The organism is Methanopyrus sp. (genome assembly GCF_053997775.1).
Map to the genome: position 1 here is coordinate 1 of NZ_JBMXXF010000052.1, position 25,866 is coordinate 25,866.

33 protein-coding genes are annotated in these 25,866 nt (G+C 69.8%); 21 read left to right on the top strand and 12 right to left on the bottom strand.

The features are described 5' to 3' along the window. The coding region (locus ACXJJV_RS06400) for an isocitrate/isopropylmalate family dehydrogenase (RefSeq protein WP_456467354.1) at positions 1-275 on the top strand (275 nt) is incomplete at its 5' end. Here ACXJJV_RS06400 and ACXJJV_RS06405 read toward each other — a convergent pair. Then, complete coding sequence (locus ACXJJV_RS06405) at positions 255-683, bottom strand: hypothetical protein (protein WP_456467355.1); 429 nt, start codon at positions 681-683, stop codon at positions 255-257. The genes ACXJJV_RS06400 and ACXJJV_RS06405 overlap by 21 nt on opposite strands. Between ACXJJV_RS06405 and ACXJJV_RS06410 the strand changes: the two genes are divergently transcribed. The 10 genes from ACXJJV_RS06410 to ACXJJV_RS06455 are packed head-to-tail and all read left to right on the top strand — an operon-like array spanning position 684 to position 5,206. Continuing rightward, positions 684-1,007, top strand: coding sequence for a ribonuclease P protein component 1 (locus ACXJJV_RS06410; RefSeq protein ID WP_456467356.1), 324 nt, complete (start codon positions 684-686; stop codon positions 1,005-1,007). A 14-nt stretch (positions 1,008-1,021) separates the two neighbouring features. Beyond that, positions 1,022-1,366, top strand: a complete 345-nt coding sequence (locus ACXJJV_RS06415; protein ID WP_456467357.1) for a 30S ribosomal protein S17 — start codon at positions 1,022-1,024, stop codon at positions 1,364-1,366. Next, on the top strand, positions 1,366-1,767 hold the full coding sequence (locus ACXJJV_RS06420) for a 50S ribosomal protein L14 (RefSeq protein ID WP_456467358.1): 402 nt from the start codon (positions 1,366-1,368) through the stop codon (positions 1,765-1,767). Before ACXJJV_RS06415 ends, ACXJJV_RS06420 begins: the two co-directional genes overlap by 1 nt. A gap of 12 nt (positions 1,768-1,779) precedes the next feature. Continuing rightward, a complete protein-coding gene (gene rplX, locus ACXJJV_RS06425) occupies positions 1,780-2,205 on the top strand; it encodes a 50S ribosomal protein L24 (RefSeq protein WP_456467359.1) in 426 nt (141 codons plus the stop codon). 39 nt (positions 2,206-2,244) lie between these two features. After that, entirely contained in the window at positions 2,245-3,033 is a 789-nt protein-coding gene (locus ACXJJV_RS06430) for a 30S ribosomal protein S4e (protein WP_456467360.1), read from the top strand. 3 nt (positions 3,034-3,036) lie between these two features. Further along, positions 3,037-3,600 carry a 50S ribosomal protein L5 gene (locus tag ACXJJV_RS06435; protein WP_456467361.1) on the top strand — a complete coding sequence of 188 codons (564 nt, stop codon included), beginning with the start codon at positions 3,037-3,039 and terminating at the stop codon, positions 3,598-3,600. A gap of 6 nt (positions 3,601-3,606) precedes the next feature. Next, positions 3,607-3,753: a 30S ribosomal protein S14 gene (locus ACXJJV_RS06440; protein ID WP_456467362.1), complete on the top strand. Its 147-nt coding sequence runs from the start codon at positions 3,607-3,609 to the stop codon at positions 3,751-3,753. Between the two features lie 15 nt (positions 3,754-3,768). Then, positions 3,769-4,161, top strand: coding sequence for a 30S ribosomal protein S8 (locus ACXJJV_RS06445; protein ID WP_456467363.1), 393 nt, complete (start codon positions 3,769-3,771; stop codon positions 4,159-4,161). 49 nt (positions 4,162-4,210) lie between these two features. Continuing rightward, positions 4,211-4,798 carry a 50S ribosomal protein L6 gene (locus ACXJJV_RS06450; protein ID WP_456467426.1) on the top strand — a complete coding sequence of 196 codons (588 nt, stop codon included), beginning with the start codon at positions 4,211-4,213 and terminating at the stop codon, positions 4,796-4,798. Between the two features lie 12 nt (positions 4,799-4,810). Next, a complete protein-coding gene (locus tag ACXJJV_RS06455; protein ID WP_456467364.1) occupies positions 4,811-5,206 on the top strand; it encodes a 50S ribosomal protein L32e in 396 nt (131 codons plus the stop codon). A gap of 64 nt (positions 5,207-5,270) precedes the next feature. Here ACXJJV_RS06455 and purM read toward each other — a convergent pair whose 3' ends face one another. From purM to proS, 4 genes are read right to left on the bottom strand one after another with little or no spacing between them, the layout of a single operon-like run. Then, a complete protein-coding gene (gene purM, locus ACXJJV_RS06460; RefSeq protein ID WP_456467365.1) occupies positions 5,271-6,311 on the bottom strand; it encodes a phosphoribosylformylglycinamidine cyclo-ligase in 1,041 nt (346 codons plus the stop codon). Between the two features lie 12 nt (positions 6,312-6,323). Then, on the bottom strand, positions 6,324-8,279 hold the full coding sequence (locus tag ACXJJV_RS06465) for a beta-CASP ribonuclease aCPSF1 (protein WP_456467366.1): 1,956 nt from the start codon (positions 8,277-8,279) through the stop codon (positions 6,324-6,326). Positions 8,280-8,331: 52 nt separating this feature from the next. Next, positions 8,332-8,979 carry an archaeal proteasome endopeptidase complex subunit beta gene (gene psmB, locus ACXJJV_RS06470; protein ID WP_456467367.1) on the bottom strand — a complete coding sequence of 216 codons (648 nt, stop codon included), beginning with the start codon at positions 8,977-8,979 and terminating at the stop codon, positions 8,332-8,334. A gap of 15 nt (positions 8,980-8,994) precedes the next feature. Next, on the bottom strand, positions 8,995-10,398 hold the full coding sequence (gene proS, locus ACXJJV_RS06475; protein ID WP_456467368.1) for a proline--tRNA ligase: 1,404 nt from the start codon (positions 10,396-10,398) through the stop codon (positions 8,995-8,997). 27 nt (positions 10,399-10,425) lie between these two features. Here proS and ACXJJV_RS06480 point away from each other — a divergent pair, with 27 nt between their 5' ends. After that, entirely contained in the window at positions 10,426-11,484 is a 1,059-nt protein-coding gene (locus ACXJJV_RS06480) for an NAD(P)-dependent glycerol-1-phosphate dehydrogenase (RefSeq protein ID WP_456467369.1), read from the top strand. Here the strand turns inward: ACXJJV_RS06480 and ACXJJV_RS06485 are convergent. The 3 genes from ACXJJV_RS06485 to ACXJJV_RS06495 are packed head-to-tail and all read right to left on the bottom strand — an operon-like array spanning position 11,477 to position 13,757. Next, on the bottom strand, positions 11,477-12,130 hold the full coding sequence (locus tag ACXJJV_RS06485) for an FKBP-type peptidyl-prolyl cis-trans isomerase (RefSeq protein ID WP_456467427.1): 654 nt from the start codon (positions 12,128-12,130) through the stop codon (positions 11,477-11,479). The two genes, ACXJJV_RS06480 and ACXJJV_RS06485, sit on opposite strands and share 8 nt — an antisense overlap. A gap of 11 nt (positions 12,131-12,141) precedes the next feature. After that, positions 12,142-13,065: a SufB/SufD family protein gene (locus tag ACXJJV_RS06490; RefSeq protein ID WP_456467370.1), complete on the bottom strand. Its 924-nt coding sequence runs from the start codon at positions 13,063-13,065 to the stop codon at positions 12,142-12,144. Beyond that, a complete protein-coding gene (locus tag ACXJJV_RS06495) occupies positions 13,050-13,757 on the bottom strand; it encodes an ABC transporter ATP-binding protein (RefSeq protein ID WP_456467371.1) in 708 nt (235 codons plus the stop codon). Before ACXJJV_RS06495 ends, ACXJJV_RS06490 begins: the two co-directional genes overlap by 16 nt. A gap of 389 nt (positions 13,758-14,146) precedes the next feature. On the opposite strand from ACXJJV_RS06495, the gene ACXJJV_RS06500 reads away from it, so the two are divergent. Next, positions 14,147-14,959, top strand: coding sequence for a hypothetical protein (locus tag ACXJJV_RS06500; RefSeq protein WP_456467372.1), 813 nt, complete (start codon positions 14,147-14,149; stop codon positions 14,957-14,959). 241 nt (positions 14,960-15,200) lie between these two features. On the opposite strand, the gene ACXJJV_RS06505 is transcribed toward ACXJJV_RS06500, so the two are convergent. The 4 genes from ACXJJV_RS06505 to ACXJJV_RS06520 form a co-directional block, all read right to left on the bottom strand. After that, positions 15,201-16,643 carry a thiamine pyrophosphate-binding protein gene (locus ACXJJV_RS06505; RefSeq protein ID WP_456467373.1) on the bottom strand — a complete coding sequence of 481 codons (1,443 nt, stop codon included), beginning with the start codon at positions 16,641-16,643 and terminating at the stop codon, positions 15,201-15,203. After that, entirely contained in the window at positions 16,643-17,320 is a 678-nt protein-coding gene (locus ACXJJV_RS06510) for an RNA ligase partner protein (protein ID WP_456467374.1), read from the bottom strand. The genes ACXJJV_RS06505 and ACXJJV_RS06510 overlap by 1 nt, the downstream gene beginning before the upstream one ends. 4 nt (positions 17,321-17,324) lie before the next feature. Then, complete coding sequence (locus tag ACXJJV_RS06515; RefSeq protein WP_456467375.1) at positions 17,325-17,888, bottom strand: hypothetical protein; 564 nt, start codon at positions 17,886-17,888, stop codon at positions 17,325-17,327. 184 nt (positions 17,889-18,072) lie between these two features. Continuing rightward, entirely contained in the window at positions 18,073-18,288 is a 216-nt protein-coding gene (locus tag ACXJJV_RS06520; RefSeq protein WP_456467376.1) for a 4Fe-4S binding protein, read from the bottom strand. 75 nt (positions 18,289-18,363) lie between these two features. Between ACXJJV_RS06520 and ACXJJV_RS06525 the strand changes: the two genes are divergently transcribed. The 8 genes from ACXJJV_RS06525 to ACXJJV_RS06560 all read left to right on the top strand — a co-directional run bounded on the left by ACXJJV_RS06525 (position 18,364) and on the right by ACXJJV_RS06560 (position 25,856). Next, on the top strand, positions 18,364-18,732 hold the full coding sequence (locus ACXJJV_RS06525; RefSeq protein WP_456467377.1) for a CBS domain-containing protein: 369 nt from the start codon (positions 18,364-18,366) through the stop codon (positions 18,730-18,732). Beyond that, the gene (locus tag ACXJJV_RS06530) at positions 18,733-20,073 is read left to right on the top strand and encodes an acetate--CoA ligase family protein (protein WP_456467378.1); all 1,341 of its coding nucleotides are present in this window, start codon (positions 18,733-18,735) and stop codon (positions 20,071-20,073) included. A 46-nt stretch (positions 20,074-20,119) separates the two neighbouring features. After that, positions 20,120-20,347, top strand: coding sequence for a FeoA family protein (locus tag ACXJJV_RS06535; RefSeq protein ID WP_456467379.1), 228 nt, complete (start codon positions 20,120-20,122; stop codon positions 20,345-20,347). A 10-nt stretch (positions 20,348-20,357) separates the two neighbouring features. Next, the gene (gene feoB / locus ACXJJV_RS06540; protein WP_456467380.1) at positions 20,358-22,301 is read left to right on the top strand and encodes a ferrous iron transport protein B; all 1,944 of its coding nucleotides are present in this window, start codon (positions 20,358-20,360) and stop codon (positions 22,299-22,301) included. A gap of 59 nt (positions 22,302-22,360) precedes the next feature. After that, on the top strand, positions 22,361-22,690 hold the full coding sequence (locus ACXJJV_RS06545; RefSeq protein ID WP_456467381.1) for a hypothetical protein: 330 nt from the start codon (positions 22,361-22,363) through the stop codon (positions 22,688-22,690). Between the two features lies 1 nt (position 22,691). After that, entirely contained in the window at positions 22,692-23,516 is an 825-nt protein-coding gene (locus tag ACXJJV_RS06550) for a 2-amino-3,7-dideoxy-D-threo-hept-6-ulosonate synthase (RefSeq protein ID WP_456467382.1), read from the top strand. A gap of 4 nt (positions 23,517-23,520) precedes the next feature. Further along, complete coding sequence (locus ACXJJV_RS06555) at positions 23,521-24,726, top strand: 3-dehydroquinate synthase II (RefSeq protein WP_456467383.1); 1,206 nt, start codon at positions 23,521-23,523, stop codon at positions 24,724-24,726. A gap of 77 nt (positions 24,727-24,803) precedes the next feature. After that, entirely contained in the window at positions 24,804-25,856 is a 1,053-nt protein-coding gene (locus ACXJJV_RS06560) for a GTP-binding protein (protein ID WP_456467384.1), read from the top strand. Positions 25,857-25,866 lie beyond the last annotated feature (10 nt).

Consider the following 25,866-nt stretch of genomic DNA (forward strand, 5'->3'; position numbering starts at 1 on the left):
CGCCGAGCGCGAACGTGGGGGACGAGCACGCGCTGTTCGAGCCCGTGCACGGGTCCGCCCCCGACATCGCCGGCAAGGGCATCGCCAACCCCCTCGCCGCCATCCTCTCCGCCGCCATGATGCTCGACTGGCTGGGGTACGGGGAGGAGGCCCGGGCGATCGAGCGCGCGGTGGAGGCGACGCTGCGGGACGGCGTGCGGACGCCGGACCTGGGCGGGCGGGCGAGCACGGAGGAGGTGACGGAGGCCGTCCTCTCACGACTGCGTGAGGGGTGACCGGAGGGCGACCGGCTCGTACTCCGGGTCCCCGGACAGCTCGATCCGGGCGGGCCGGGGCAGGCGGCGAACCCGCTCCGCGAAGCGCTCGAACTCCCCACGCACCAGGAGCCGGGCGAGCTCCTCGGCCAGCCGGATCTTGTCCAGGAAGCAGCACCGCTCCGTCTCGGCCACGGCCGGGTCGTTGAACGTCAGCTCGACGCGCCCCTCCCCGCCCAGCAGCTCCGCCGCCCGCTCCGAGACGATCGTGAGCCTCTCCGGCCCGTCCGACAGCCGCAGTACGCGCCCGTCCGCGTCGTACCGCACGTCGTCCCGGCCTCGCTCGATCCGCCGGGCCTCCCGGAGGGCCAGCGCGAGGAGCCGGCGGCAGGTCTCCGACCGGAAGACCCGAACCCGGGGGTCCGCCACGTGCCGATCACCCCGAGGAACCTACTGCGGCACGAGCTCATCGGGCTGGAGTGCCGGGTGGTTAAGTCGCTGGGCCCGCCGTACGAGGGGCTGGAGGGCGTGATCGTGGACGAGACCAGGAACACGCTCGTCCTGGATACGGGCTCCGGTGAAAAGGTTATAGTGAAAGATCAGGTGCTGCTCGAGCTCAAGCTGCCCACGGGCGAGCGCGTGCGCGTTGACGGCGCCCTGCTCGTGGGCCGACCGGAGGAAAGGCTAACTAAGCGGTTCAGGTACGCGGAGACCGTCCGAGGCCGCTTCGACCCGGAGGACTACCTGGACTGAGGGGGCGCCGAAGGTTGGGGAAGGCGAAGGACCTCGGGCTCGGGGTCACGCCCCCCAAGCGGGAGTGTGACGACCCGAACTGTCCCTTCCACGGCAGCCTGAGGGTCCGCGGGACGATCCTGGAGGGCGTGGTGGTGAGCGACCGGATGGACAAGACCGTGATCGTGGAGCGGGAGTACTACAAGTACGATCAGAAGTACGAGCGCTGGGAGCGCCGCCGATCCCGGATCCCCGCGCACAACCCACCGTGCATCGACGCCCGGGAGGGTGACCGGGTCAAGATCGCGGAGTGCCGTCCCCTGAGCAAGACGAAGAGCTTCGTCGTGATCGAGGTGCTGGAGCGGGCGGGTGAGCGGTAATGCGCGCGATCAAGGCCAAATCCCCGCGCGCCGCGCTGCCGGTGGGCGCCCGGCTCGTCTGCGCGGACAACACGGGCGCCCGGGAGCTCCAGATCATCGCGGTCAAGGGCTACAAGGGCGTCCGGCGCCGGCTGCCGAACGCCGGGATCGGGGACATGGTCGTCTGCTCGGTGAAGGAGGGCACGCCGGACATGAAGAAGGAGGTCGTGAACGCGGTGATCATCCGGCAGCGGAAGGAGTACCGCCGGCCCGACGGAACCCGGGTCAAGTTCGAGGACAACGCGGCCGTGATCACGACCTCGGACGGCGCCCCGCGCGGCTCCGAGATCCGCGGCCCCGTGGCCAAGGAGGCGGCCGAGCGCTGGCCGCGCATCGGCAGCATCGCGAGCATCATCGTGTAGGGGGACCGGTCCGTGCGCTGGACCAAGTCCCGGCAGCCGCGCAAGCAGCGCCGGGCCTTCTTCAACGCGCCCCTACACAAGCGCCAGAAGCTGATGAGCGCGACCCTACACCCGGCCCTCCGGGAGCGGTACAACCGGCGCAGCCTGCCCGTCCGGAAGGGTGACATCGTCCGGATCATGCGCGGCGACTTCAAGGGCCACGAGGGCGAGGTCGTGGAGGTGGACCTGAAACGCATGCGTATCTACGTCGAGGGCGCCACGATCGAGCGCGCGGACGGGGAGGAGGTGTACTACCCCATTCACCCGTCCAACGTCATGATCGTCAAGCCCAACCTCGACGATCCCATGCGCCGCAAGATCATCGAGCGGTCCGGCGGCACCCCCGAGGAGCTTGACGCGCGGGAGATGGAGGGAGAAGAAAAGAAGGAGGAAGGGTAGCGCGGGAGATCCGAAGAGCGGGATCGGGGGTAGGCTCGAATGGGTCGCTCCCGGAGCGGACCCAAGCGCCACGTCAAGCGCCTGGCCGCCCCGTACGCCTGGCCGATCCCCAGGAAGGAGGGCGGCAAGTTCGCCCCGCGCCCGTACCCGGGCCCGCACACTATGGACACCAGCGTGCCGCTGCTGATCCTCGTCCGCGACATCCTGGGCTACGCGGACTACGCGCGGGAGGCGCGGAAGATCATCACCCGGGGAGAGATCTACGTCGACGGCGTGCCCCGGAAGGAGCCCAAGTACCCGGTCGGGATCATGGACGTGGTGGAGATCCCGCGGGTGAACGAGTGCTACCGGGTGATCATGAACCGGTACCACCGGATCGACGTAGTCCCCATCGACGAGGACGAGGCCCGCGTCAAGGTCTGTCGGATCAAGAACAAGACGTACGTGAAGGGCGGGAACCTCCAGATCACGCTGCACGACGGGAAGAACTGGCTCGTGGAGATCGAGGACCCGACGGACCCGAAGGAGGACGTGTACAGCGTCGGCGACAGCCTGGTCCTGCGGCTGCCGGAGCCGGACAGCGACGAGCGGTGGGAGGTGGAGGATCACCTGCCGCTGGAGGAGGGCGTCTACGTGTACGTCATGACGGGCCGGCACGCGGGTGAGGTCGGTCGCATCGTCGAGATCCACGTCACGGAGGGCCCGCAGGAGGACGTCGTGACCATCGAGAACGAGGAGGGCGACCGGTTCCAGACGACGAAGGACCGGCTCATCGTCATCGGCGAGGACGAGCCGCTCGTCACCGTGCAGCCGGAGGAGGGGGCGTAGCGCGTGTCCGTCGTGGACGAGGAGACCCGGCGCCGGATCCTGGAGGACTGGGAGAGCAACCCGATGCGCCGCCCCCGGCTCGGCAAGGTCACGGTCAACATCGGCGTCGGTGAGTCGGGCGAGCGCCTGGAGAAGGCCTACCAGCTGCTCCAGGACCTCACCGGTCAGAAGCCCGTGTACACGGTCGCCAAGGAGACGAACCCGAGCTTCGGCATCCGCCGCGGTCAGCCCATCGGCGTCAAGGTGGACCTACGCCGCGACCGGGCCCGCGAGTTCCTGGACTGGGTCCTGGACGCCGTCGACCGGGAGCTGCGGGAGAGCCAGTTCGACGAGTTCGGCAACGTCTCCTTCGGCCTCGAGGAGCACATCGCCCTCGAAGGCGTGGAGTACGACCCCGAAATCGGTATTTTCGGCATGGACATCGCCGTGGTGCTGGAGCGCCCCGGGTTCCGCGTGATGCGGCGCCGCCGCTGCCGACGGCCCATCCCGCGTCGGCACCGCCTGACGAAGGAGGAGGGTATCGTTTACATGGAGGAGGAGTTCGACGTGGAGGTCCTCCCGGGGTGATGCCGCATGGCCAAGCGTGAGTTCGGGAAGGGTGCCCGCCGGTGCCGACGCTGCGGCGACACGCACGGGGTCATCCAGAAGTACGGGATCATGCTCTGCCGGCAGTGCTTCCGCGAGGTGGCCGAGAAGATGGGGTTCAAGAAGTACCACTAGTTGGGGGTCCGGCGCGTGACCCTGATGGACCCGCTGGCCGACGCCATGGCCACGATCAAGAACAACGAGATGGTCGGCAACAAGGAGTGCGTCATCGAGCCCGCCTCCAAGCTCATCGGCCGCGTCCTGAAGGTCATGCAGGAGCACGGCTACATCGGTAGCTTCGAGTTCATCGACGACGGCCGCTCCGGCAAGTTCCTGGTCCGACTGGTCGGCCGCATCAACGACTGCGGCGTGATCAAGCCCCGGCACCCGGTGAAGAAGGACGAGTGGGAGTACTGGGAGCAGCGCTACCTACCCGCCCGCGACTTCGGCCTCCTCATCGTCACCACGCCCGAGGGCGTGATGTCCCACTACGAGGCGAAGGAGCGCGGCATCGGCGGCCGGCTGCTCGCCTACGTGTACTAGGGGGCGGCGGGCCGTGTCCGAGGCCCGGCTCGAGCCCGCCGAGGACGCCATCCCCGGCGTCATCGTGATGGAGGAGCGGGTTAAGATCAAGGACGACGTCGAGGTCGAGATCCGGCGGCGGCACGACCGGAGGTACGAGGTCACCGTCAAGGGGCCCAAGGGCGAGGTCACGAAGGAGTTCTACTACCCGGACGTCTACATGTGGCTCGAGGACGACGAGGTCGTCATCGCCACCACGCGACACAACCGGCGGACCAAGGCCATTCTCGGCATGATCAAGTCCTACATTGAGAATATGCAGAAGGGCGTCACCGAGGGCCACGAGTACCGGCTCAAGCTGGTGTACTCGCACTTCCCGCCGGAGGTCAAGGTGGACCAGGAGAAGGGCAAGGTGTACATCGAGAACTTCATGGGAGAGAACGTGCCGCGAGTCGCTGAGATCGTGGACCCCGAGAACACCGAGGTCATCGTCCAGGGCCAGGACATCATCGTCCGGGGCATCGACAAGGAGGCCGTGGGCCAGACCGCGGCCAACCTGGAGCAGGCGACCGAGATCAAGGACCGAGACCCGCGCGTGTTCCAGGACGGTATCTACATCGTCGAGAAGGACGGTAAGAAGATCGAGCCCCGCGTCTAAGGGGTGCGAACCTTGGTCCGCAACCCCAACCTATCCAAGGAGGAGGAGCGCCTGCTCCGGCTCCGGGAGGAGCTCAAGCGCAAGAAGCCCAAGTTCCGCCGCCAGGAGTGGCACCGGTACAAGCGGCTGGGCGAGAAGTGGCGCCGGCCCAAGGGCCGGCACAGCAAGATGCGCCGCAAGTTCAAGAGCAAGCCCAAGATGCCCAACCCCGGCTACCGATCCCCCAAGAAAGTGCGCGGCCTGCACCCGTCCGGGTACGAGGAGGTGCTCGTCTACAACCCGAAGGACCTGGAGAAGATCGACCCGGAGCGCCAGGCGGCCCGGATCGCCTCCCGCGTCGGCAAGCGCAAGCGGCGCGAGATCCTCAAGAGGGCGAAGGAGCTGGGCATCGTGGTCCTGAACGCCTGAACGCCCGACGCCCCGTTCTTGCGGCCGATCGTTACGACTCTCGTAACGATTCCCGCGGGGCGGGCTACAGCCGCACCTCCCCCTCATCCGTCTCCACGACCACGCCCTCACCCTCCTCCACGCGGCCCACCACCTTCGCCTCCACCTCACCCGAGACCGCGTCCACCACGTCCTCCGCCACCTCCTCCGGGACCACGAGCGCCATGCCCATCCCCATGTTGAACGTCCGGTACATCTCCTCCAGCGGCACGTTCCCCAGCTCCCGGATGACCTCGAAGATCGGCTGGGGTTCCAGCGGGTCGTCGATGACGTACCGCACGTCCCCCCGCAGCCGCTTCAGGTTCTCGAACCCACCGCCCGTGATGTGCGCGATCCCGTGCACCTCGAACTCCTCCAGCACCCTCAGGACCGGCCGCACGTAGATCCGCGTCGGTTTGAGCAGCTCCTCCGCGACCGTCCGACCGTGCGGCAGCTCGTCGTCCGGTCCGTACTCCCGGAGCAGGACCTTCCGGGCCAGGGTGAGCCCGTTGCTGTGGATCCCCGAGCTGCGGAGCCCGACGATCGCGTCGCCCGGCTCGACCTCCTCGCCCGTGATCGGCTCGCCCTCCAGCAGGCCCAGGCAGACCACGACCAGGTCGAACCCACGGCCCTCCCGCTCTCCCCGCACGATCTCGGGCAGGGTGGCGAGCTCGCCCCCCACGACCGGGGCGCCGGCCTCCCGGGCCCCCTTGGCCAGCCCCTCGGCGATCTCCCGGCACACGTCCGGGTCCGGGTCCTCCATGGCCAGGTAATCGAGGAAGGCGATGGGGCGCGCGCCCAGGCACACCGCGTCGTTCGCGTTCATCGCGATCGCGTCGATGCCCACGGTGTCGTACCGGTCCGCGAGCTGGGCGACGAGGACCTTCGAGCCGACCCCGTCCACGTTGAGCGTCAGGAGCCGGTCGTGCACGCGCAGGACCGCGGCGTAGTGCCCGATCCCCTCGACCTCCTCGACGCCCTCGGGCTCGATCCGGTACCGCTCCAGGACCTCTCGGATCGCCCGGACGGCGCGGGCCTCCCGGTCGAGGTCCACGCCCGCGTCCTTGTACGTCATCCGCTCGCTCACGGGCCCTCCCCCTCACGTCAGCCGGAAGCACTCGAGGTTCTCCGGGGCCATGGAGAAGACCTTGCGGAACGTGCGGCGCAGGTGGTTCGACAGGTGCTTGCAGGCCTTGGGCTCCCCGTGGTTGGTATAGATCTTCGACGGGGGCGCGGGCTTGATCGTGCGGACGTACTTGGTCAGCTCGATCTTGTCCCCGTGCCCGCTGAACCCGCTCACGGTCTCGACGCGGAGCTTGATCCGGAGCGTCTCGGTCTTGCCCTCCGGGGTCGGCAGGGGGACCTCCTGGTACCCCTCCTGGATCTGCCGGCCCAGGGTGCCCTCGGCCTGGTAACCGACGAACACGAGCGTGTTCTTCGGGTCCTCTGAGAGCTCCTTGAGGTATTCGAGGATGGGGCCGCCCTCGAGCATGCCGGAGGTGGAGAGGACGACGGCCGGGTCGTCGTCCTCGATGATCGCGCGTCGGTGGTCGGAGCCCTCGACGGGACGGAACACCTCGGAGGTGAACGGGTCGTCGTCCTCGTGGAGGATGCGGTGCTGGAGGCGCTTGTTCAGGTACTCTGGGTAGGTGGAGTGGATGGCGGTCGCCTCGTAGATCATGCCGTCCAGGTACACGGGGCACTCGAGCTCGCCCTTGCGGTACATGTCCTCGAGGACGAGCATGACCTCCTGGGCGCGCCCGACGGCGAAGGAGGGGATGAGGACCTTCCCGCCCTTGCGGACGGTGTCGCGCACGATCTTCCGGAAGCGGGCCTCCTCCTTGCGTCGGCTGCCGTGCCGGGAGTCCCCGTAGGTCGCCTCGATGACCATGCAGTCCACGCGCTTGAACTGGTTGTCCGCGCCCTCGAGGAGTCGGGAAGGGGTGGGGTTGATGTCGCCCGTGTACACGAAGTTGAAACCCTTGTCCTGGAGGAACACGTGCACGGAGGCGGAGCCGAGGATGTGGCCGGCGTTGTAGAAGGTGATGCTGATGTCCGGGGTGATGTCGGTGGGCTCGCGGTAGTCGAGGGTGATCGTGCGCTTGATCACCTTCTTGACGTCCTTCTCCGTGTACGGGGGCTCCTGACCGCGCTTCTCGGTGACCTTGATGTAGTCGAGGAGGAGCAGGTACATCAGGTCGCGGGTCGGGGGCGTGCAGTAGACGGGTACGCGGCTCTCGATGACCTCGTGCCGGTAGAAGTACGGGAGGAAGCCGCAGTGGTCCAGGTGCGCGTGCGTGATCACGATCGCGTCCAGATCGTCCATGCGGAACTCCGGGACGTTGAAGTGCGGGTACGCGTCCCGACCGTTGGCGGCCACGTTCACGCCGCAGTCCAGGAGCACGCGGCTCTCCTCGGTGTGCAGGAAGAGGGCGGAACGGCCGACCTCCTGGAACCCGCCGAGCGCGCTGACGCGGGCCCAGCGGGACTCGCTGCCGCGGCTGCGCGTGCGCCCGCAGAAGATGCGCTCGCTGACATTCTTAAGGAACCGGCGGCGGGAGTCGTCGGAGAGGATGAGCCGGCGGGTCGTGTTGACCGTCTTGGAGGGGATGGGCGGTTTCCGGTAGATCTTGGGAACCCAGCCCGTGTCTCGGGAGATCCGGTGCACGTTCTTGCCGCGCTTGCCGATGACCAGGCCCGGCTTCTTGGCGAAGATGACGACCTCGCCCGTGTCCAGGAAGATCAGGTCCCGCTCGCTGACGCCGGCGTCCTCCGGGATGATGTCCAGGATGACCTTCTTCGCGTCCTTGGCGGGGGAGAGGGCGCTGGGGTTGGGCCGGATCTTCACGCGCTTCCGCAGGGCCTTGGCCAGCCGGGTGATGAGGTCGGAGTCGTTCTTGACGAAGGAGTGCGGCGAGTTCGTGTAGATGACGACCTCCGGTCCCTCCAGGTCCACGTCGGTCACGACGATGTCCGAGGGTAGGACCTCCTCCACCTTCTCTTTGATCTCCTTCTTCACCTCGCTCAGAGATTTCCTGCCACTCGCCTCGTTCAACGTGGCCGCCCCGGCGTCACCGGTGTTGGCGTCCGGGAGGGCCGGAGGGCGCCTACAGGTAGCTCTCGACCTCCTCCTCCGGCAGCTCCCGGTACCCCTCGTCCCGCGTGATCGTGACCACGGTCACCCCCTCACCCGTGCCCGTGTCCCGCTCCAGGGCCGAGCGCACGGCGCGCACGGCCACCTCGATCGCGTCCTCCAGGTCCATGTCCTCCTCGTACTCGGCCTCCAGGACGCCGTAGGCCGTGGGAGAGCCCGAGCCCGTGGCCGTGTAGTCCTCCTCGATGATCGAGCCGCTGGGGTCCAGGTTGTACAGGGCGGGCTCCTCCTGGTTGAACCCCCCTATGATCAGCTGCACCAGGTACGGTCGGAAGGACTTGAGACTCGAGTGCAGGACGTGGGAGGTCACGTTCGCGATCGCCCGCGCGCTGATGTCCCGCCCGTGCCGCAGCCGGTACAGCCGCGCCTCCGCCCGCATCAGGTCCACGATCTTCTGGGCGTCCGCGACCGAGCCCGCCGTGGTCACGCCCACGCGGTCGTGCACCCGGAAGATCTTCCGGACCTCCTTGCCCGCGATCAGGTTGCCCATCACCGCGCGCCGATCCGCCGCGAGCACCACCGCGTCCCTCGCCTTGATCCCCACCGTCGTCGTGCCCTTCATCAGCTGATCCAGCTCACGCATCACGTCCGTCAGCTGCAACGATCACACCCCGGCTCAGTACGTCTTGGCCACCCGGATCGTGCGCTCGGCGGGCTCCCCGCACACGGGGCACCGCTCAACCTCGGGCTCCCGCTCCTCCGGGTAGGGCGTCCCGAGCACGTCCCCCTCCACCTCCTCCTCCAACCGGCGACCGCACTCCTCGGACCCGCACCAACCCGTCTCCACGATCCCCTCTCCGACGAACTCGCGCACCTCCTCCAACGACTCGGCCCGGTACAGGCGCTCCTCAAAGCGCTCCCAGGCGCGCCGACGCAGGTTCTCCTGCACCTCCTCCAGCAGCCGCGGCACCACGTCCGGCAGCTCCGAGAGCGAGTACGTCTCCCGCTCCAACTCATCCCGCCGGAAGACGACCGCCGTCCCCTCCTCTAACTCGCGCGCCCCGAGCTCCACCCGCAGTGGTACACCCTTCAGCTCCCAGTAATGGAACTTTCGTCCCGGACTCACGTCCCGGTCGTCGAGCTTGACCCGCGCCACCTCGGAGAGCTCTTCCCGCACCTCCCGGGCCTTTCGCAGGATCTTCTTCCGCACGCCCTTCTTCAGGATCGGCACGATCACCACCTGGTACGGGGCCACGTCCGGCGGCAGCACGAGCCCGTGCTCGTCCCCGTGGATCGCGATCACCGAGGCCACCACGCGGTCCGAGACGCCGTAGCAGGTCATGTACGCGTACTCTTGCTCCCCCTCCTCCGTCTCGAAGGTCACCTCGAACGTCCGCGAGAAGTTCTGCCCCAGCATGTGGATCGTCCCGATCTGCAGCGCCCGCCCGTCCGGCATCAGCGTGTCGAACGCCACCGTGTACTCCGCGCCCGGGAACTTGTCCCACTCCGGCCGCACCGAGGCCACGTACGGGACGCCCAGCTCCTCGAAGAACGACGAGTAGAGCTCGAACGCCTCCCGCACCTGCTCCTCCGCCTCCTCCCGCGTCGCGTGCGCCGTGTGCGCCTCCTTGAACGTCGTGATCTCCCGCATCCGGATCAGCGGTCGCGTGTGCTTCGTCTCGTACCGGAACGTGTTCACGATCTGGAACACCTTCAACGGCAGGTCCGCGTGCGACCGGATCCACAGCGCGAACATCGGGTAGATCGCCGTCTCGCTCGTCGGCCGCAGCGCCAGCTTCTCGTCCAGCTCCTTCAGCCCACCGTGCGTCACCCAGAACACCTCGTCCTCGAACCCCGCGATGTGCTCCGACTCCCGCTCCAACTGCGTCTCCGGAATCAGCGTAGGGAACAGAACCTCCCGGTGCCCCGTCTCCCGCAGCCGCCTCCGCAGCCGCTCGATCACCCGACGCCGGATCTCGAACCCGTACGGCAGCCACACGTACAGGCCTTTAACCGGGTACCGCACGTCCATGACCTCTGCGCTCCTCAACACCTCCGCGTACCACTCCGAGAACTCCAACCGATCACCCCACCGGGGCCGGTGAACGTGAAGATCCCGAAGAAGAGAATGCAGCTACCGCGCGAGGTCCTCGTAGGAACCGGCGTCCTACCCGACGCCCCCGACCTCCTGCGCAGCGTCGGCATCCCCGAGGGCACGGCCGCCGTCCTCACGGGCCCCACCACGAAGAAGGTGGCGGGCCGAGACGTCGAGGAACACCTGCAGGAGGCCGGGTACGAGACCGACCTCATGATCGTCCGGGGATCCACCGAGGAGGACGTGAAAAAGGCTTTGGAGGAGCTTCGGGACGCTCGGGCCGACGTCGCGATCGCCGTCGGCGGCGGCAAGGTCATCGACGTGACCAAGGTTGCCTCGCACCGGCTGCGCATCCCCTTCATCAGCGTCCCCACCTCCGCCTCCCACGACGGCATCGCCTCCCCCTTCGCCTCCATCCGCCGCGAGGACCGACCCTACTCCGAGCCCGCCCAGGCCCCCCTCGCCATCCTCGCCGACATCGACGTGATCCGCGAGGCCCCCGCCCGACTCATCCGCGCCGGCGTCGGTGACGTCGTCTCCAACGTCACCGCCGTCAAGGACTGGCGCCTCGCCCACCGCCTCCGCAACGAGCCCTACAGCGAGTACGCCTCCAGCCTCTCCCTCATGGCCGCCAAGATCGTCATGAGGAACGCCAAGCCCATCGGCCAGCTCCTGCCCGAGGGCATCAAGAAGCTCGTCCAGGCCCTCATCAGCGGAGGCGTCGCCATGAGCATAGCCGGCTCCTCCCGCCCCTGCAGCGGCTCCGAGCACCTCTTCAGCCACGCCCTCGACGTCGTTGCCGACCGCCCCGCCCTCCACGGTGAGCAGTGCGGCGTCGGCACCATCATCATGGAGTACCTACACGGCGGCGACTGGCGCCGCATCCGCGACACCCTACGGCGAGCCGGCGCCCCCACCACCGCCGAGGAGCTCGGCGTCAGCGAGGACGAGCTCATCGAGGCCCTCTGCACCGCCCACGAGATCCGCCCCGAGCGCTACACCATCCTCGGCGACCGCGGCCTCACCCCAGAGGCCGCCGAGCGCGCCGCCCGCGAGACCGGCGTTATTTGAACACCTCCTCCACGACCACCTCCTCCACCCGCTCATCGTACTCCCGCATCAACTCCGCGAACCGCCGCTTCGCACCCACCCAGTCACCACGCACCGCATCCTCACCCTCCACCCGCACCCGCAGCGTCCCCTCACCGTCCCACTCCACCTCCGCGTCCACATCAGGCGCCAACGTCTCCAACAACCCCTCCGCGCGCTCCACCACGTCCTCGAGCACGCCTACCACCTCCACCTCGTACACCAGCGTCCTCCCCGCCAGCGGATGGTTCAGATCCACCCGCACCCGGCCACCGTCCACGCTCACCACCCGGCCGCGACGACCCTCCGGCGTCACCACCGTACCGCCCGGCCGCACCTCACCCCGCACCTCCGACCGACGATACGTTCGCACCAACGACGCGTCCCGCTCGCCGAACGCCTTCTCCGGCGGCACCTCCACCTCGAACGAGTCCCCGGGCTTCCGACCCTTCAACTCCTCCTCCACCGGTTCCCACACCATCCCCGCGCCCACCACGACCACCACCGGACCGGGCCGCACGTCCAGATCGTGCTCCTCCGCCACCTCCTCCCGCGTCGTGTCGATTACCTCGCCAGTCTCCTTCACGCGACCCGTGTAGTGGATTTTCACGAAGTCGCCCTCCTCCACGGCCAAACCAGCTACCCCCTCAGCATCGCCTCCACGAGCAGCTCGACCGCCTCCTCCTCCGACAGACCCCGAGACATGAGCGCCTCGATCTCCCGGCGCTCGAGCGTGCCCAACGCCGCCTCGTGCGTCAGACGCGCGTCCGGATCCACCACCCGAAGCTTCGGCACGCTCTCCACCCGACCGTTCCCCCGAATGATCTCCGAGCACTCCACGTGGCCCCGCGCCCCCGGCGCCTCCCCCGAGATCTCACCAACGAACCGTACCCGGGCCCCATCGATCGCCGCCGACCGCGAGTCCAACACCGCCCCCGCGTCCTCACCCACCAACCGCACGCTCTCCTCCACGTCCACCACGTCCTCTCCCCTCGCCATCACCCGCACCACGCTCTCCAACGAACCCTCCCGACGCACCACGCCCCGCGACACCCACTCCAACTCACCCACCCGACCCCGCGTCAACCGAAACTCGCTCGACAACCGGCCCCCCTCGCCCACCTCCAGCTCGTACTCCGCCCGCAACCGCACGCCCCGCTCCCCGTGATAGTGCACGTCTCGCACCTCCAACTCCGCGCCATCCTCCACCACGAACTCCGCCACCATCTCGTGCAGCACGTCCTCCGCCCGCGGGAACGAACAGTGCGACAACAGCGTGACCCGCGCCCCCGACTCCACCACCACCCGCGTTTCGATCCGCTGCACCCCCTCCTCCCACGGTATCCCCACGCAGAAGTGCACCGGCTCCTCCAACCGCACCCCTTCCCTCACCACCAGCTCCGCTCGCACGCCGTCCTCCCGCTCCTCCGCCTCGATCACCAGCCCCTCACGCTCCCGCACGTTCACCACCCGATTCTCCAGCACCACCACCCGCGGCGCGTCCGGATCCGCGTGGTAACCGGCCGGGCCGAACACCTCCTCCTCGCTCACTCCGCCCCGCACACCAGATCGCCCCCGCAGATCCGACACTTGTACACGATCTCCTCCGGATCACCCTCCTCCACGATCCGACCGTCCAGCATCAGGTACGCTCGATCCCCCACCTCCTCCGCCAGATCCCGACTGTGCGTGATCAACAGCACCGACGACCCCTGCTCCCGCATCCACTCGATCAACCGCGCCAAGTCCTCCAACGAGGACATGTCCAACCCCGCGTCCGGCTCGTCCAGGATCACCAACTCCGGCCGCATCGCCATCACCGCCGCCAACTCCACCCGCTTCCGCTCGCCCCCGCTCAACCCCTCCCCGCACTCCCGCTCCCAGTACTCGTCCGGATCCAACCCCACCATCCTCAGGCACCGCCGCGCCCACTCCTCCTCCTCGCACCCGGCCATCACGTACTCCCCCACCGTCAGCCCATCAAACCGCGCCGGCTCCTGCCAGCACAGCGTCAACCCCCGCCGCGCCCGCTCGTGCATCGGCAGGTCCGAGATCTCCTCCCCCTTGAACCGAATCTCCCCTTCCACCTCGTACCCCTCACTGCCCATGATCGCCCGCGCCAGCGTGCTCTTCCCCGACCCGTTCGGCCCCACGAGGTCCACGATCTCCCCCGACTCCACCCGCAACGACGCGTCCCGCACGATCACCTCCTCACCCACGCTCACCCTCAGGTCTTTAACCTCCAACAAGGCCATGCACGCCGGCCCCCAAACGCCGCGACCCGGGCCCGACGGAAGCCTACCGGGCCGCCGATGAGGGCCCGGCCCAACGCCCGGGACACCCACGGCCGACCACCCAGGTGGGATGACGCGCGCGCCGACGCCCGGGCACAGGGGCCCCACCCAAATAACCTCCGCAGGGGGGCGAGAACTCCCTGGACCGCATCGAAATCCACGAGATCCAACCCCCCAAACGCGACCTCCAGACCGTCAAGGAGGCCCCACCCACCCACGAGGCCCCCGTCTGGGACGCCGTCTACCCCCACCACCGCCACGAACGGGGCCTACTCGACCGCATCACCCAGGCCATCCTCCGCACCCTCCACCGCACCGAGCCCAACCGCGTCTGCGTCGCCCTCGAGGGCATGGACAGCGCCGTCCTGGCCGTCGCCGCCGCCCGCGCCTGCGAGGAGTACGGCGTCGAGCTCATCCTCTACACCGTCGGCTTCTTCCCCGGCATGCCCCGCGCCCTCGTCCACGCCCGCGCCCACCTAGTCGCCCGACACCTCGACCAACACCACGAGACCCCCGTCAGCTTCTACCACCTCCAGGTCCCACCACCGCCCCACAACGCCAAACGCGACCTCTGCCAACAGTGCGGCAAGCTCCGCTTCGAGGCCGCCGCCCACGCCTTTCCCGGCTCCCTCATCCTTGGCGGCGCCAACTACGGCGAGGCCCCACACCGCGCCCAGATGCCTCCAACCACCCGGCACCCCACGGCCCTCGAGTACCGCCCGCTCCTCGACCTCAAGCTCGACAAGGGCCACATCGTCGCCGCCCTGCGCGAGGCCGACCTCCACTTTCCCCGCTTCGAATGGTGGAAGAACGAGAGCGGCTGCGGCGTCCGCGACTACCTCCGCAAGACCCCGGACCCCGACGGCGTCCTCACCACCGCCCGGCTCAACGACGAGCTCCACCGCCTCCTCACCGAGGAGGGCGTCCACTGCGGTTACCACTACGACACCGCCATCGTCCTCCACGACGGCCGGACCGCGTACCCCATCCTCATCCCACTACCCTGGGCCTGGGACCGCGAGACCCACCGATCCGCCCAGCGCGCCCTCGAATGGCTCCGGGAAGAGCACGACCTCGACGACCCACTCCGGCTCGAACCCCGGGACCCACCCCTCAAAACCCTCCTCAAACGCGCCCGGCAGCTCGGCCTCATCACCCCGTGAACCCGTCGGCACGCCAATCCCTCATCACCGCTCAGAGACCGGGGTTCTCCCCATCTCGAGGCGCCCCGCGGTCCCCCGAGACCGAAAAACAAAACCCAATCGTTACGACCATCGGAACGATCGGCCGATGAGGAGGTGGACCCACGGCGACCGCCGGGGATGATCGCAGTCGCGGGCCCCGAGGCCGCCCGACCGCGCCCGATCCCGGGGAGCGACGGTGCACCCCGCGTCCGCTCGACTTTCAGCCGGGCCGGTCGGGGAGCGGGACGTCCTCCCGGGGCAGCTCGACGACGATGACGGTGGGTTCGCGCTGCATCTCGGCGTCGCGGAGGATGCGGTGGAGCTCGTCGGTCCGGTCGCGTTCGAGGCGGTGGACCTCGGTGCCGTAGGCCTCGGCGAGGTCGGCGGGGTCGGTGGGGAGGTCCATCCCGGCGGGTTCCGGGTCGTCGAGGCCGGCGGTCTGACGGGTGAAGCCGAGCTCTCGGTTGCGGAGGACGAGGACGGTGACGGGTAGGTCCTCGCGGACGACGGTCTCGAGCTCGTGGTGCGTGGCGAGGAAGCCGCCGTCGCCGGTGATGGCGAGGACGGGCTCGGGGGTGCGGGTGGCGGCGCCGAGGGCGGCGGGGAGGGCGAAGCCCACGGGGCAGAAGGCGCCGGAGTGGATGAGCTCGTTGGGGGCGGAGAGGCGGGCGGCGAGGAGGGCGAGGGGCGTGTGCTGGCCGGAGTCGAGGGTGACGGGGCCGATCCAGGCGCGGAGGGCGGTTTTGACGACGCGGTAGGCGTGGAGGTCGGGCTCGTCGGGCTCGCGGCGCTCGGGCCTCCAGGGTCGCGTCTCGGGCGGTTGCTTGAGGAGGGCTCGGAGGAGTGGTGCGGGGTCGCACTCGAGGTGCAGGTCGGCGGGGCCGTTGAGGTGGAGGGTGACGGCGATGATCTCGGCGTCGGGTTCCTCGGGGAGGGTGCGCTCGGTGAGGCGGGCGCCGAGGGCGAGGATGACGTCCGCCTCCCGCAGGACGTGGTTGGCCCAGCCGCGGAGGCCGACGACGCCGTAGTTGCGAGGGTGGTACTCGGGGACGACGCCGCGGCCGCGCATGGTCTGGACGATGGGGGCGTTCAAGCGTTCGGCGAGGCGTTCGAGGTGTTCGGTGGCGCGGGCGCGGTAGCAGCCGCGGCCGACGAGGAGGGCGACCTTCCTGCCCTGGAGGCGGCGTCGGACCTCCTCGATCTCCCCGTCGGTGGGCTGCGGTGGGCGGGTCTCGCGGAGGTGGGGTTCGAGCTCGTCGGGGGTTTGGGGTCGGGTGAGGACGGCGGGTTGGGAGCGGGCGAGGGCGCGCGCGGCCTCTCGGGGGTCGCGGGTTACGGTGAGCCGGGCCCGGTTGGACTCGAGGCTGGGTAGGAGGGATTGGAAGCCCTGGTCGAGGGGTTCGCCGGTGATGCAGAGGATGGGGACGTGATCGGCGAGGGCGCAGGCGAGGCCGGGTAGGGCGTGGGCGAGGCCGGGGCCGCGGGTGGCGAGGAGGGCGGCGGGCTCGTTGGAGACCTCGGCGGCGCCGATGGCGGCGTAGGCGGCGGTGTCCTCGCGGTTGGTGCGGACGAGTTCGTCGCGTTCAGCGAGCTCGAGGTAGGGTTCATGGAGGTCGTCGCCGGGGACGGCGAAGGCGGGCTTGAGATGGTGCGCGAGGCGCATCAGTCCTCCTCCCGGGCGAGTTCTAGGTACTCCTGGATCATGTGAGGGAAGGAGGTGGCGGGCATGTAGCGGAGGCCGAGCTCGCGGGCCCAGCGCTCGATACCCTCGTCCTGGGCGACGACGGCGGCGTCGAGCTCCTTGGCGAGGAGGAGGACGTCGAGGTCGGGGGCGCTGTCGAGGGTGCCGTGGCGGACGGTGCGGCGGTACTTGCGGCGGAAGCGGCGGACGGTCTCGCCGATGACCTCGCGGATGATCTTCTCCTTGGGCACGTCGGCCTCCTCGCGGAGCATGATCTCGTAGGTCTCGAGGGCGGCTTCCCAGATGGCCTTTTCGGCGCGCTTGCGGCCGCGGTCGAGGCGCTCGCGCATGTCCTTGACGTAGGCCATGAAGAGGCGGGCGGGGACGCGGACCTCGTAGCGGTTGGGGGTCTTCTTGACGATCCAGGTGTCGATGCGGGTGGTGAGGTCGGGGCACCCGTGGCGGTTGAGGAAGCCCTTGAGCTCGCGGTAGACGGTGGGGTAGGGGACGTAGCAGCTGACGTGGAGCTTCAGGCGGGCGTGGGCGATGAGGTCGAGGAGCCGGGAGGCGGCTCGACAGAGGTCGCCGTCACCGAGACGGTCGACGACGTCCTGGTGGGTGAAGGCGGTGGTGTCGAGGACGAAGCGCTGCTTGTACACGGGGTTACCCCCGGTGGGCGCGGAGTTGGAGGCCGCGCGGGGTGAGGGTGGCGCGGAAGGTGACGGTCGCGTCGCGGAGGGCGGCGGTGGCCTCCTTACCGTCCTGGACGGGTCGGACGCCGAGGAAGCGGTACTCGGGGTGGGTCCAGGGCTCGGTCTCCTCGCCGGTGAAGGCGTGGAGGAGCCGGGCGACGGCGTTGACGGGGTTGGGGCGGCCGGCCGGGTCGGGTGGGATGACGTCGACGTACAGGTACTCGCGGGCGGTGTAGAGGGCGAGGCCGGTGAGCTCGACCCCGTGGACGCGCTCGGTCGCGGTCCGGAGCTCGAGGACGTCCACGTCGCAGGCCTCAAGGGTGCGGTGGATGGCGCGCTCGAGGTCGCGCTTGGTTCCGGTGAGTTCGAAGTCGAGGAGGCCGTGGGGATCCTTGCGCACGAGGTGGCGGCGCTCGGGTCGTTCGCCGGTGATCCGCTCGGCCTCGCGGGCGCCGTGCGGGGTGAGGGTGTACGCGCAGGAGGCGGTCCAGGGGTCGAAGGTGATCGTGAGGATGGGGCGGCCGTCCAGGAACACGCGCTCGGCGCGGATGGGGCCGCGGATGCGCTCGATCGTGACCTCGCGGTCCCGGATCCCGAGGTCGGAGCCGGTGAGCTCCCGCAGGACCTCCTCCAGCTCCCGAAGCTCCCCCTTGGTGGGCCTGCGGGTCGCGGTCAGGGCGGGCCACCCCGGCCCCGCCGGGCCGGGGGCTGGTAAGTAATCACGCCCTGGGCTGCATCCGGAGGGCTCCGGTGGGGCAGGCGCGGGCGCAGCTGCCGCAGGCTCGGCACCGGCTCTCGTCGACCTCGAGGTACGCCTCGGCGACGAGCAGGGCGCCGGTGGGGCAGGCCTCCATGCACTCGCCGCACCCGGTGCACCGGTCGGTGTCGAGGGTGAAGCGGGCGCTTGGGGTCTCCACCTCGAGGGTCTCGCCCAACGGGAGCCCCCGCCCGGGGTTCGGCGCGCCTAACCTTATATGATCCGCCGGCGCGGGTGGGCGGGGGTTCCGGGCGTGCGCGTGCGGGACGTGATGGTTGAGGACGTGATCGCGGTGGAGCCGGACGAACCGCTGGAGCGGGTGCTGCGGGCGCTCTCGGAGGCGTCGATTCACGGGGTGCCGGTGGTGGAGGACGGGCGGTTGGTCGGGATCGTGACGTCGGTGGACGTGGTCTGGGCGCTGGCGAGCGGGGAGTGGCGGGAGCTGCGGGCGGGTGAGGTGGCGCGTCGGGCGGTGGAGGCGGGTCCGGACGAGCCGCTGGAGGTGGTGCTGGATCGGATGGCGGCGGCGGGTCAGGATCGGGCGGTGGTCGTGGAGGAGGGTCGCGTGGTGGGCGTGGTGACGGTGCTGGACGCGATCCGGGCGCTGTTGGGGGAGGGGTAGTTGGAGCGGTTGTTCGAGCCGCGCGCGGTCGCGGTCGTGGGGGCGTCCCGGGACCCGCGGAAGGTGGGGCACAGCGTGCTGCGGAACCTGCTCGCCGGGTTCGAGGGTGAGGTGTACCCGGTCAACCCGCACGCGGACGAGATCCTGGGCGTGCGGTGCTACCCGTCGCTCTCGGAGGTGCCGGGGCCGGTGGACCTGGCCGTGATCGTCGTGCCCGCGCCGATCGTGCCGGAGATCGTGCGCGAGGCGGGGGAAGCGGGCGTCAAGTACTGCGTGGTCATCTCGGCGGGCTTCTCGGAGGCGGGGAACGAGGAGCTGGAGCGGGAGCTGGTGCGGGCGGCGCGAGAGGCGGGCGTGCGGATCGTGGGCCCGAACTGCCTGGGGATCATCAACGCGCGGTCCGGGCTGAACGCCTCGTTCGCGGCGGAGATGCCGCCGGCGGGGAGCATCGCGTTCGTGTCGCAGAGCGGGGCGCTGGCGACGTCGGTCATCGACTGGTTCTCCTCGGGGGACGTGGGCGCGATCGGGGTGGGGTTCAGCAAGTTCGTGAGCCTGGGGAACGCGGCGGACCTGGACTTCCCGGACTTCCTGGAGTACCTGGCCGGGGATGAGGAGACGGACGTGGTGGTCCTCTACCTGGAAGGGGTGAAGGACGGGGACGCGTTCGCGGAGGCGCTGTCCGCGTGCGCGGGACGGAAGCCGGTGATCGTGCTGAAGGGAGGTCGGACGGAGGCGGGCGCGGAGGCGGTGAGCACGCACACGGGCTCGCTGGCGGGCTCGGGCGAGGTGTACCGGGGAGTGATCGAGCAGTGTGGCGGGATCTTCGTGGAGGGATTCGAGGAGGCGTTCGACACGGCGAAGCTCCTGGCGAAGGCGGGCCCGCCGCGCTCGGACCGGGTGCTCGTGGTGACGAACGCGGGGGGCGGGGGGATCCTCGCGGCGGACGCGCTGCACGAGTCGGGGTTCAGGCTGCCGGAGCCGGACGGTGACCCGTCCGTCCTGCCGGAGGAGGCGGCGACGGGGAACCCGGTGGACGTGCTGGGGGACGCGGACGCGGAGCGGTACCGGGTCGCGCTGGAGGAGTTCGCGGACCCGGACCGGTACGGGGCGGTGATCGTGATCCTGACCCCGCAGAGCGTGACCGAGCCGGCGCGGACGGCCCGGGTGGTGGCGGAGTTCGCGGAGGAGTTCCCCGGACCCGTGCTGGGGGTGTGGATGGGGCGGCACTCGGTGGCGGTGGGCGTGCGGACGCTGGAGGAGGCGGGCGTGCCGACGTTCCCCTCGCCGGAGCGGGCGGTGCGGGCGCTGCGGAACGCGGCCCTGTGGGCGAAGATCATATAATGGGGTTCCGTTAGGGCGGCCTAACACATCGCGGGGAGCCGGGAGCTTGCCGAAGTCGCTGGCGGAGGTGGAGGAGGGCCGCACGGTCCGCATCGTGGACGTGGTGGCGGGCCGGGGCGCGGCCGCCATGCTGTACAACCTCGGGCTACGGCCGGGCGCTCGGGTGGAGGTGATCCGCTCCGGCCCGGGCCCGGTCGTGGTCCGCACCGAGGGGGGCACGTTCTCGATCGGCCGCGGCCTCGCGTTCAAGGTTCTCGTGGAGGAAGAGGAGTAGGGGGACCGGAATGCGGGTTGTAGCGCTCGTGGGACCGCCGAACGTGGGCAAGACGACGATCATGTCCCGGCTCTGCCGCACCTCCCTCGAGGTGGGGAACTGGGCCGGGGTCACCGTCGAACGCCGGACCTGCGTGTACGAGTTCCGGGGCGCCCGGTACCGGGTGGTCGACCTACCCGGCACGTACAGCCTCGTCACGACCTCGGAGGACCAGCGCATCACGCGGGACGTGCTCCTCGGCCGGCTCGACGAGCACCCGGACGTGATCGTCGTGGTGGCCGACGCGCTGAACCTCGTCCGGGGCGTCTCCCTCCTCCTAGAGATCGCCGAGCTCGGGCACACTCACCTCGTGCTCGCGGTTAACATGATGGACGAGGCCGAGCGGCTGGGCCTGAGCGTGGACGCCCAGACCCTGGAGCGCCGGCTCCGCGTGCCTGTCGTGCCACTCTCAGCCAAGTGCGGGACCGGGATCCGGCGGCTCAAGCGGGCGATCGCCGACGTGGCGGAGGGCCGAATCGAGCCGGACCCGCCTCGGGTGGAGTACCCTCGACCCATCCTGGTCGCCGTGCGCCGGCTCGCAGAGGAGCTGGAGCGCGGGCTGGGAGAGCCCCGGGAGCGGGCCCGGGGACTCGCGATCAAGCTCCTGGAGGGTGACGTGGACCTGGCGGAGCGGCTGGGTGGGGATCTATCCGAGCGGGTCGAGCGGTTGCACCGGGAGCTGAGCGAGGCGCTGGGCCGGGATCCCCGCGCCGAGATCAAGCGGGCGCGGGATGACCTGGCCTCCGAGATCGTGCGCGCGGCCGTCTCCGGGCGCCCCGCGCTCGACCGTCAGGCGCGGCTGGACCGCGTGCTCGTCCACCCGCTCTGGGGCGGGCTCCTCGCGGGCGTGGTCCTGTCGGGCGTGTTCGCCCTCTCCTTCTACCTGGGTGACCTGCTGGCCGAGCCGCTGGAGGACGCGTTCGACGCCCTTGGAGACTGGGCGAGGCGCGCCCTGCCGGACCCCTGGGGCGGGCTCCTGGGGGACGGGGTCTTCGCGGGCGTGGGCGCGGTGCTGGCCATGTACCCGTACATCCTGATCATGACCCTGCTGCTCACCGCGCTCGAGGACACGGGGTACACGGCCCGGGTCGCCGCGCTCCTCTCCGGGCCGCTCTCCCGGTTCGGCCTGCACGGAAAGTCCGTCTTCCCCGCCGCGCTCTCCCTCGCTTGCAACGTGCCGGGGGTCACGGGCGCCCGGATCATCGACGACCCGAGGGCGCTGACGGTGACCGTCCTCGCCCTCCCCGCCGTGCCGTGCAGCGCCCGGCTCACGGTGATCGCCTACCTCACCGGCCACCTCCCCGACCCGTGGCGGGTGCCCGCGGCCGTCTCCATCTACGCGATCGCCCTCCTCACCTTCCTCGGGACCGCCGCGCTCCTGCACCGGCTCCTGTACGGGCCAATCGAGCCCCACGCGGGGACGGTGGTCGAGCTCCCGAGGATGCGGCGCCCGCACCCTGGGACCGTGTTCCGGGTGACCTGGCTGCGGTCCAACGAGTTCCTGCGGAAGGCGGGCACCGTAATCCTCGCCGCCTCGGTCGCCATCTGGGCGCTCACCCAGTACCCGGCCCCGCTCGGCCACGGTAGCGCGGTGGAGGTGATCGGAAGGGCTCTGGAGCCGGTGACCGGGGCGCTCTTCGGGCTGGACTGGGGCAGCGCGGTGGCCCTGCTGACGGGGGTGCTGGCGAAGGAGACGGTCGTCTCCACGATCAAGACCCTGCACCTGCGGCTGGCCCCGGCCCAGGCGTACGTCCTGGCCCTGGTGAGCACCCTCTACATCCCGTGCGCGTCCACGATCGGCGCGATCTACTCGGAGACCGGGTCGGCGCGCCTAACCGCGCTTTCCGTCGCCCTGAACCTGGGCGTGGCCACCCTGGTCGGGGGGCTGGCGCACCTGGCGCTCTCCGTGGCATAATTTTTTTAGCATCGTCCATGCTACTTGCTAGCACGGAGCAGGGTCCGGGGAGCTCAGCGGTGCTGGAGTCGCTCCGGGAGGCGCTGCGGGTCCTGGAGCGGCACGCCCGGGTGCTGGAGCTCGTCTCGGACCACGAGCCGGTGGGGATCGAGCGCCTCTCCGAGCTTTCCGGGATGGAGTGGCACAAGGTCCGCTACTCCCTCCGCACGCTCGAGCGTGAGGGGATCATTCGGCCCTCCCCGCGCGGGGCCGTGCTCACGGAGGAGGCCCCGGAGCGGGTGCGAGACCTGGTCAGGGAGCTTCGGGACCTGCGCGAGCGGTTCGACGCGCTCCTACGGCGCTACGAGCTCCTGCTGGATCGTATGGATCGCACGCAGGGGGAGGGTTAGGTTGGAGGGTCCGGTTGGTCACATCGGGAAGCGGATTCGGATGGAGCGGATCATGGACCGGGAGACGGGCCGGACGCTGATCGTGCCGATGGACCACGGGGTGACGATGGGGCCGATTACGGGCCTGAAGAACCTGGAGGAGACGGTGGATGCGGTGGCCCGGGGCGGCGCCAACGCGGTCCTGATGCACAAGGGGATGGTGCGCGCGGGTCACCGCGGGTACGGGCGCGACGTGGGGCTGATCGTGCACCTCTCCGCGAGCACGGAGCTGGGCCCGGACCCGAACTACAAGGTGCAGGTGGCGGACGTGGAGGAGGCGATCCGGCTGGGCGCGGACGCGGTCAGCGTGCACGTGAACGTGGGGGCGGAGGAGGAGCCGGAGATGCTGCAGAAGCTGGGTGAGGTCGCCCGGAAGTGCGAGGAGTGGGGCATGCCGCTGGTCGCGATGATGTACCCGCGCGGCCCGAAGGTGGAGGATGAGTTCGACGTGGAGTACGTGAAGCACGCGGCCCGCGTGGGCGCGGAGCTGGGCGCGGACATCGTCAAGACGAACTACACGGGCGACCCCGACTCCTTCAAGGAAGTGGTGAAGGGCTGCCCGGTCCCGGTGGTCATCGCGGGCGGGCCGAAGGCGGACACGCCGGAGGAGATCCTCGAGATGGTGAAGGGCGCGATCGAGGCGGGCGCCGCGGGCGCGGCCATCGGCCGGAACATCTTCGCGCACAAGTCCCCGCGCATGCGCGAGGCGATGACGCGGGCCATCGCGCGCATCATCCACGAGGAGGCCGACGTGGAGGAGGCCAAGAAGGAGCTCGAGCGGGTGTGATCGAATGGCCGAGAAGGAGATCTGGGTCTCCATCGCGCACGAGGCCTCGTGGGAGGAGAAGAAGCCCTTCGTCACCGAGGCCCTCGAGGCCGGCGCCGACGTGATCGTCTGCCTCCCGGAGGAGGTGGAGAAGGTCAAGGAGCTGGGCAACGTCAAGGTCGCCGTCCCGCTCGCCGCCGAGGGCGGCTCCCCCGACCTCGCCCTCGACGAGCTGGAAGACGTGGACGCCGACCTCGTCATCGTCGGCGTCCGGGGCGAGGGTGACGGCACGATCGACCTGCCGGAGGACGTGAGCGAGTCCGTCGACGCGGAGCTCCTCCGGCGCGCCCGGGAGCAGGGGTACGAGGTCGCCGAGTACGTCGAGATCCGGGACAAGCCCTACGAGCGCTTCGCCGCCGAGATCGCCCGGGAGCTCGAGCCCGAGTACCTCATCACCATCGGCCGCGACTGGAAGATCATCCCCCTCGAGAACCTGATCGCCGAGCTCCAGGACGAGCCCACCCGACTCATCGCCGGCGCCCGCGACGCGGAGGAGGCCAAGATCGCCTTCGAGACCCTCGAGGTCGGCGCCGACGGAGTCCTCCTAGACGCCCAGCGCATCGAGCCGGGCGAGATCAAGAAGACGGCCGAGGTGGCCGAGGAGGTCACCGCCGAGCGGTTCGAGCTCGTCCCCGTCGAGATCAAGGAGATCGAGCCCATCGGCAAGGGCGACCGCGTCTGCGTCGACACCTGCACCCTCATGGAGGAAGGCGAGGGCATGCTCGTCGGCTCCACCGCCCACGGCATGTTCCTCATCCACAGCGAGAGCCTCGACAACCCCTACGTCGAGCCCCGACCCTTCCGCGTCAACGCCGGCCCCGTCCACGCGTACATCCGCGTCCCCGGCGGCCGAACCAAGTACCTCGCCGAACTCGAGCCCGGCGACGAAGTCCTCGTCGTCGACCGGGAGGGCAACGCCCGCACCGCCGTCGTCGGCCGCCTCAAGATCGAGAAGCGCCCACTCCTACTGATCAAGGCCGAGTACGAGGGCATCGAGCTCCAGACCATCGTCCAGAACGCCGAGACCATCCACCTCGTCCGCGAGGACGGCGAGCCCGTCTCCGTCGTCGACCTCAAGCCCGGCGACAAGGTCCTCGCCTACGTCGAGACCGACGAGCGCAAGGGCCGCCACTTCGGCATGGAGGTCGAGGAGACCATCATCGAGAAGTAGGCCCCCAACGCCCCCGACCAATCGTTACGACCACCATAACGAAACCCGGTCGCGCGGCGGACCGGGGAGGGCCCCGCATGAGGCTGGTCAACGTGGTCGTCTGCGGGCACTTCAACCACGGTAAAACGACGCTGATCAAGGCCCTCACGGGGGAGTGGCTGGACCGACTACCCCACGAGCGGAAGATGGGCGTGACCATCGAACCGGCGCGGGCCTTCCTGAAGCTGGAGGGAACGACGATCTCCCTGGTGGACGTGCCGGGGCACCGGGACTACATCCGCAACATGCTGGCCGCCGCCTGGAGCGCGGACTACGCGATCCTCGTCATCGCGGCCGACGAGGGCCCGTGCCCCGGCACCATCGACCACGCGCTCATCGTCTCGTTCTACGGGGCCAGGATCGTCCCGGTCGTGAACAAGGTCGACCTGGTGAGCGACGAGCGCGCGCGGAAGGTGGCCGAGGACGCCACGGAACTGCTCGACCTGCTGGGCGCGGAGACCGTGTGCGAACCAATCCTCGTCTCGGCGAAGACCGGGGAGGGAGCCGAGGAGCTCCTGGACGCGCTGGCCGGGCTCGAGGAGCCCCCGCGACCCGAGCCCGAGGGCCCGCCCCGGGCCCCCATCGAGTCGACCCGGCGGGTGGAGGACAGGCTCGTGGACGCGTTCTGCGTGCTGGACCGCGGCCGCCTCGGTGGCACCGTCCGCGTCTACCCGGGCGGAGAGGAGGCGGAGGTGGTAGAGCTCGACCCCGAGCCCCGGCCGGGCGTGCCCTTCCGGGCCAGGCTGAGGGTGGATGAGGACGTCTCGGTGACCCGGGGCATGCACCTGGGGGAGGACCTGACGACGACCGAGTCGCTGGAGGCGGAGGTACTATCCATCGGGGCGAAGCTCCGACCGGGCAGCATGGTGAAGGTGCACGTGCTCTCGGCCGCCGCGAACGCTCGGTTCACCGAGATCGAGACGGACGCGGGCACGGACACGCTCCGGCCCTACGCGGAGGGGCACAACGTGGCCCGGGCTAGGCTCCGGCTGGACCGTGAGGTCGTGGCGGAACCGGGCGACCGGTTCCTGCTGACCGTGGGGACCGAACCGGCCGCGGTCGGCGTGGTCCGGGATCTCGGGGAGAACTAGACCGAGAGCG

Excerpts from the sequence above, each read along its gene's own strand:
- ACXJJV_RS06420 (WP_456467358.1), top strand. The coding sequence starts at position 1,366 with ATGCGCGCGATCAAGGCCAAATCCCCGCGCGCCGCGCTGCCGGTGGGC.
- ACXJJV_RS06500 (WP_456467372.1), top strand. The coding sequence starts at position 14,147 with ATGGACAGCGCCGTCCTGGCCGTCGCCGCCGCCCGCGCCTGCGAGGAG.
- ACXJJV_RS06505 (WP_456467373.1), bottom strand. The coding sequence starts at position 16,643 with ATGCGCCTCGCGCACCATCTCAAGCCCGCCTTCGCCGTCCCCGGCGAC.
- ACXJJV_RS06560 (WP_456467384.1), top strand. The coding sequence starts at position 24,804 with ATGAGGCTGGTCAACGTGGTCGTCTGCGGGCACTTCAACCACGGTAAA.
- ACXJJV_RS06495 (WP_456467371.1), bottom strand. The coding sequence starts at position 13,757 with ATGGCCTTGTTGGAGGTTAAAGACCTGAGGGTGAGCGTGGGTGAGGAG.
- feoB (WP_456467380.1), top strand. The coding sequence starts at position 20,358 with ATGCGGGTTGTAGCGCTCGTGGGACCGCCGAACGTGGGCAAGACGACG.
- ACXJJV_RS06440 (WP_456467362.1), top strand. The coding sequence starts at position 3,607 with ATGGCCAAGCGTGAGTTCGGGAAGGGTGCCCGCCGGTGCCGACGCTGC.
- ACXJJV_RS06555 (WP_456467383.1), top strand. The coding sequence starts at position 23,521 with ATGGCCGAGAAGGAGATCTGGGTCTCCATCGCGCACGAGGCCTCGTGG.
- ACXJJV_RS06430 (WP_456467360.1), top strand. The coding sequence starts at position 2,245 with ATGGGTCGCTCCCGGAGCGGACCCAAGCGCCACGTCAAGCGCCTGGCC.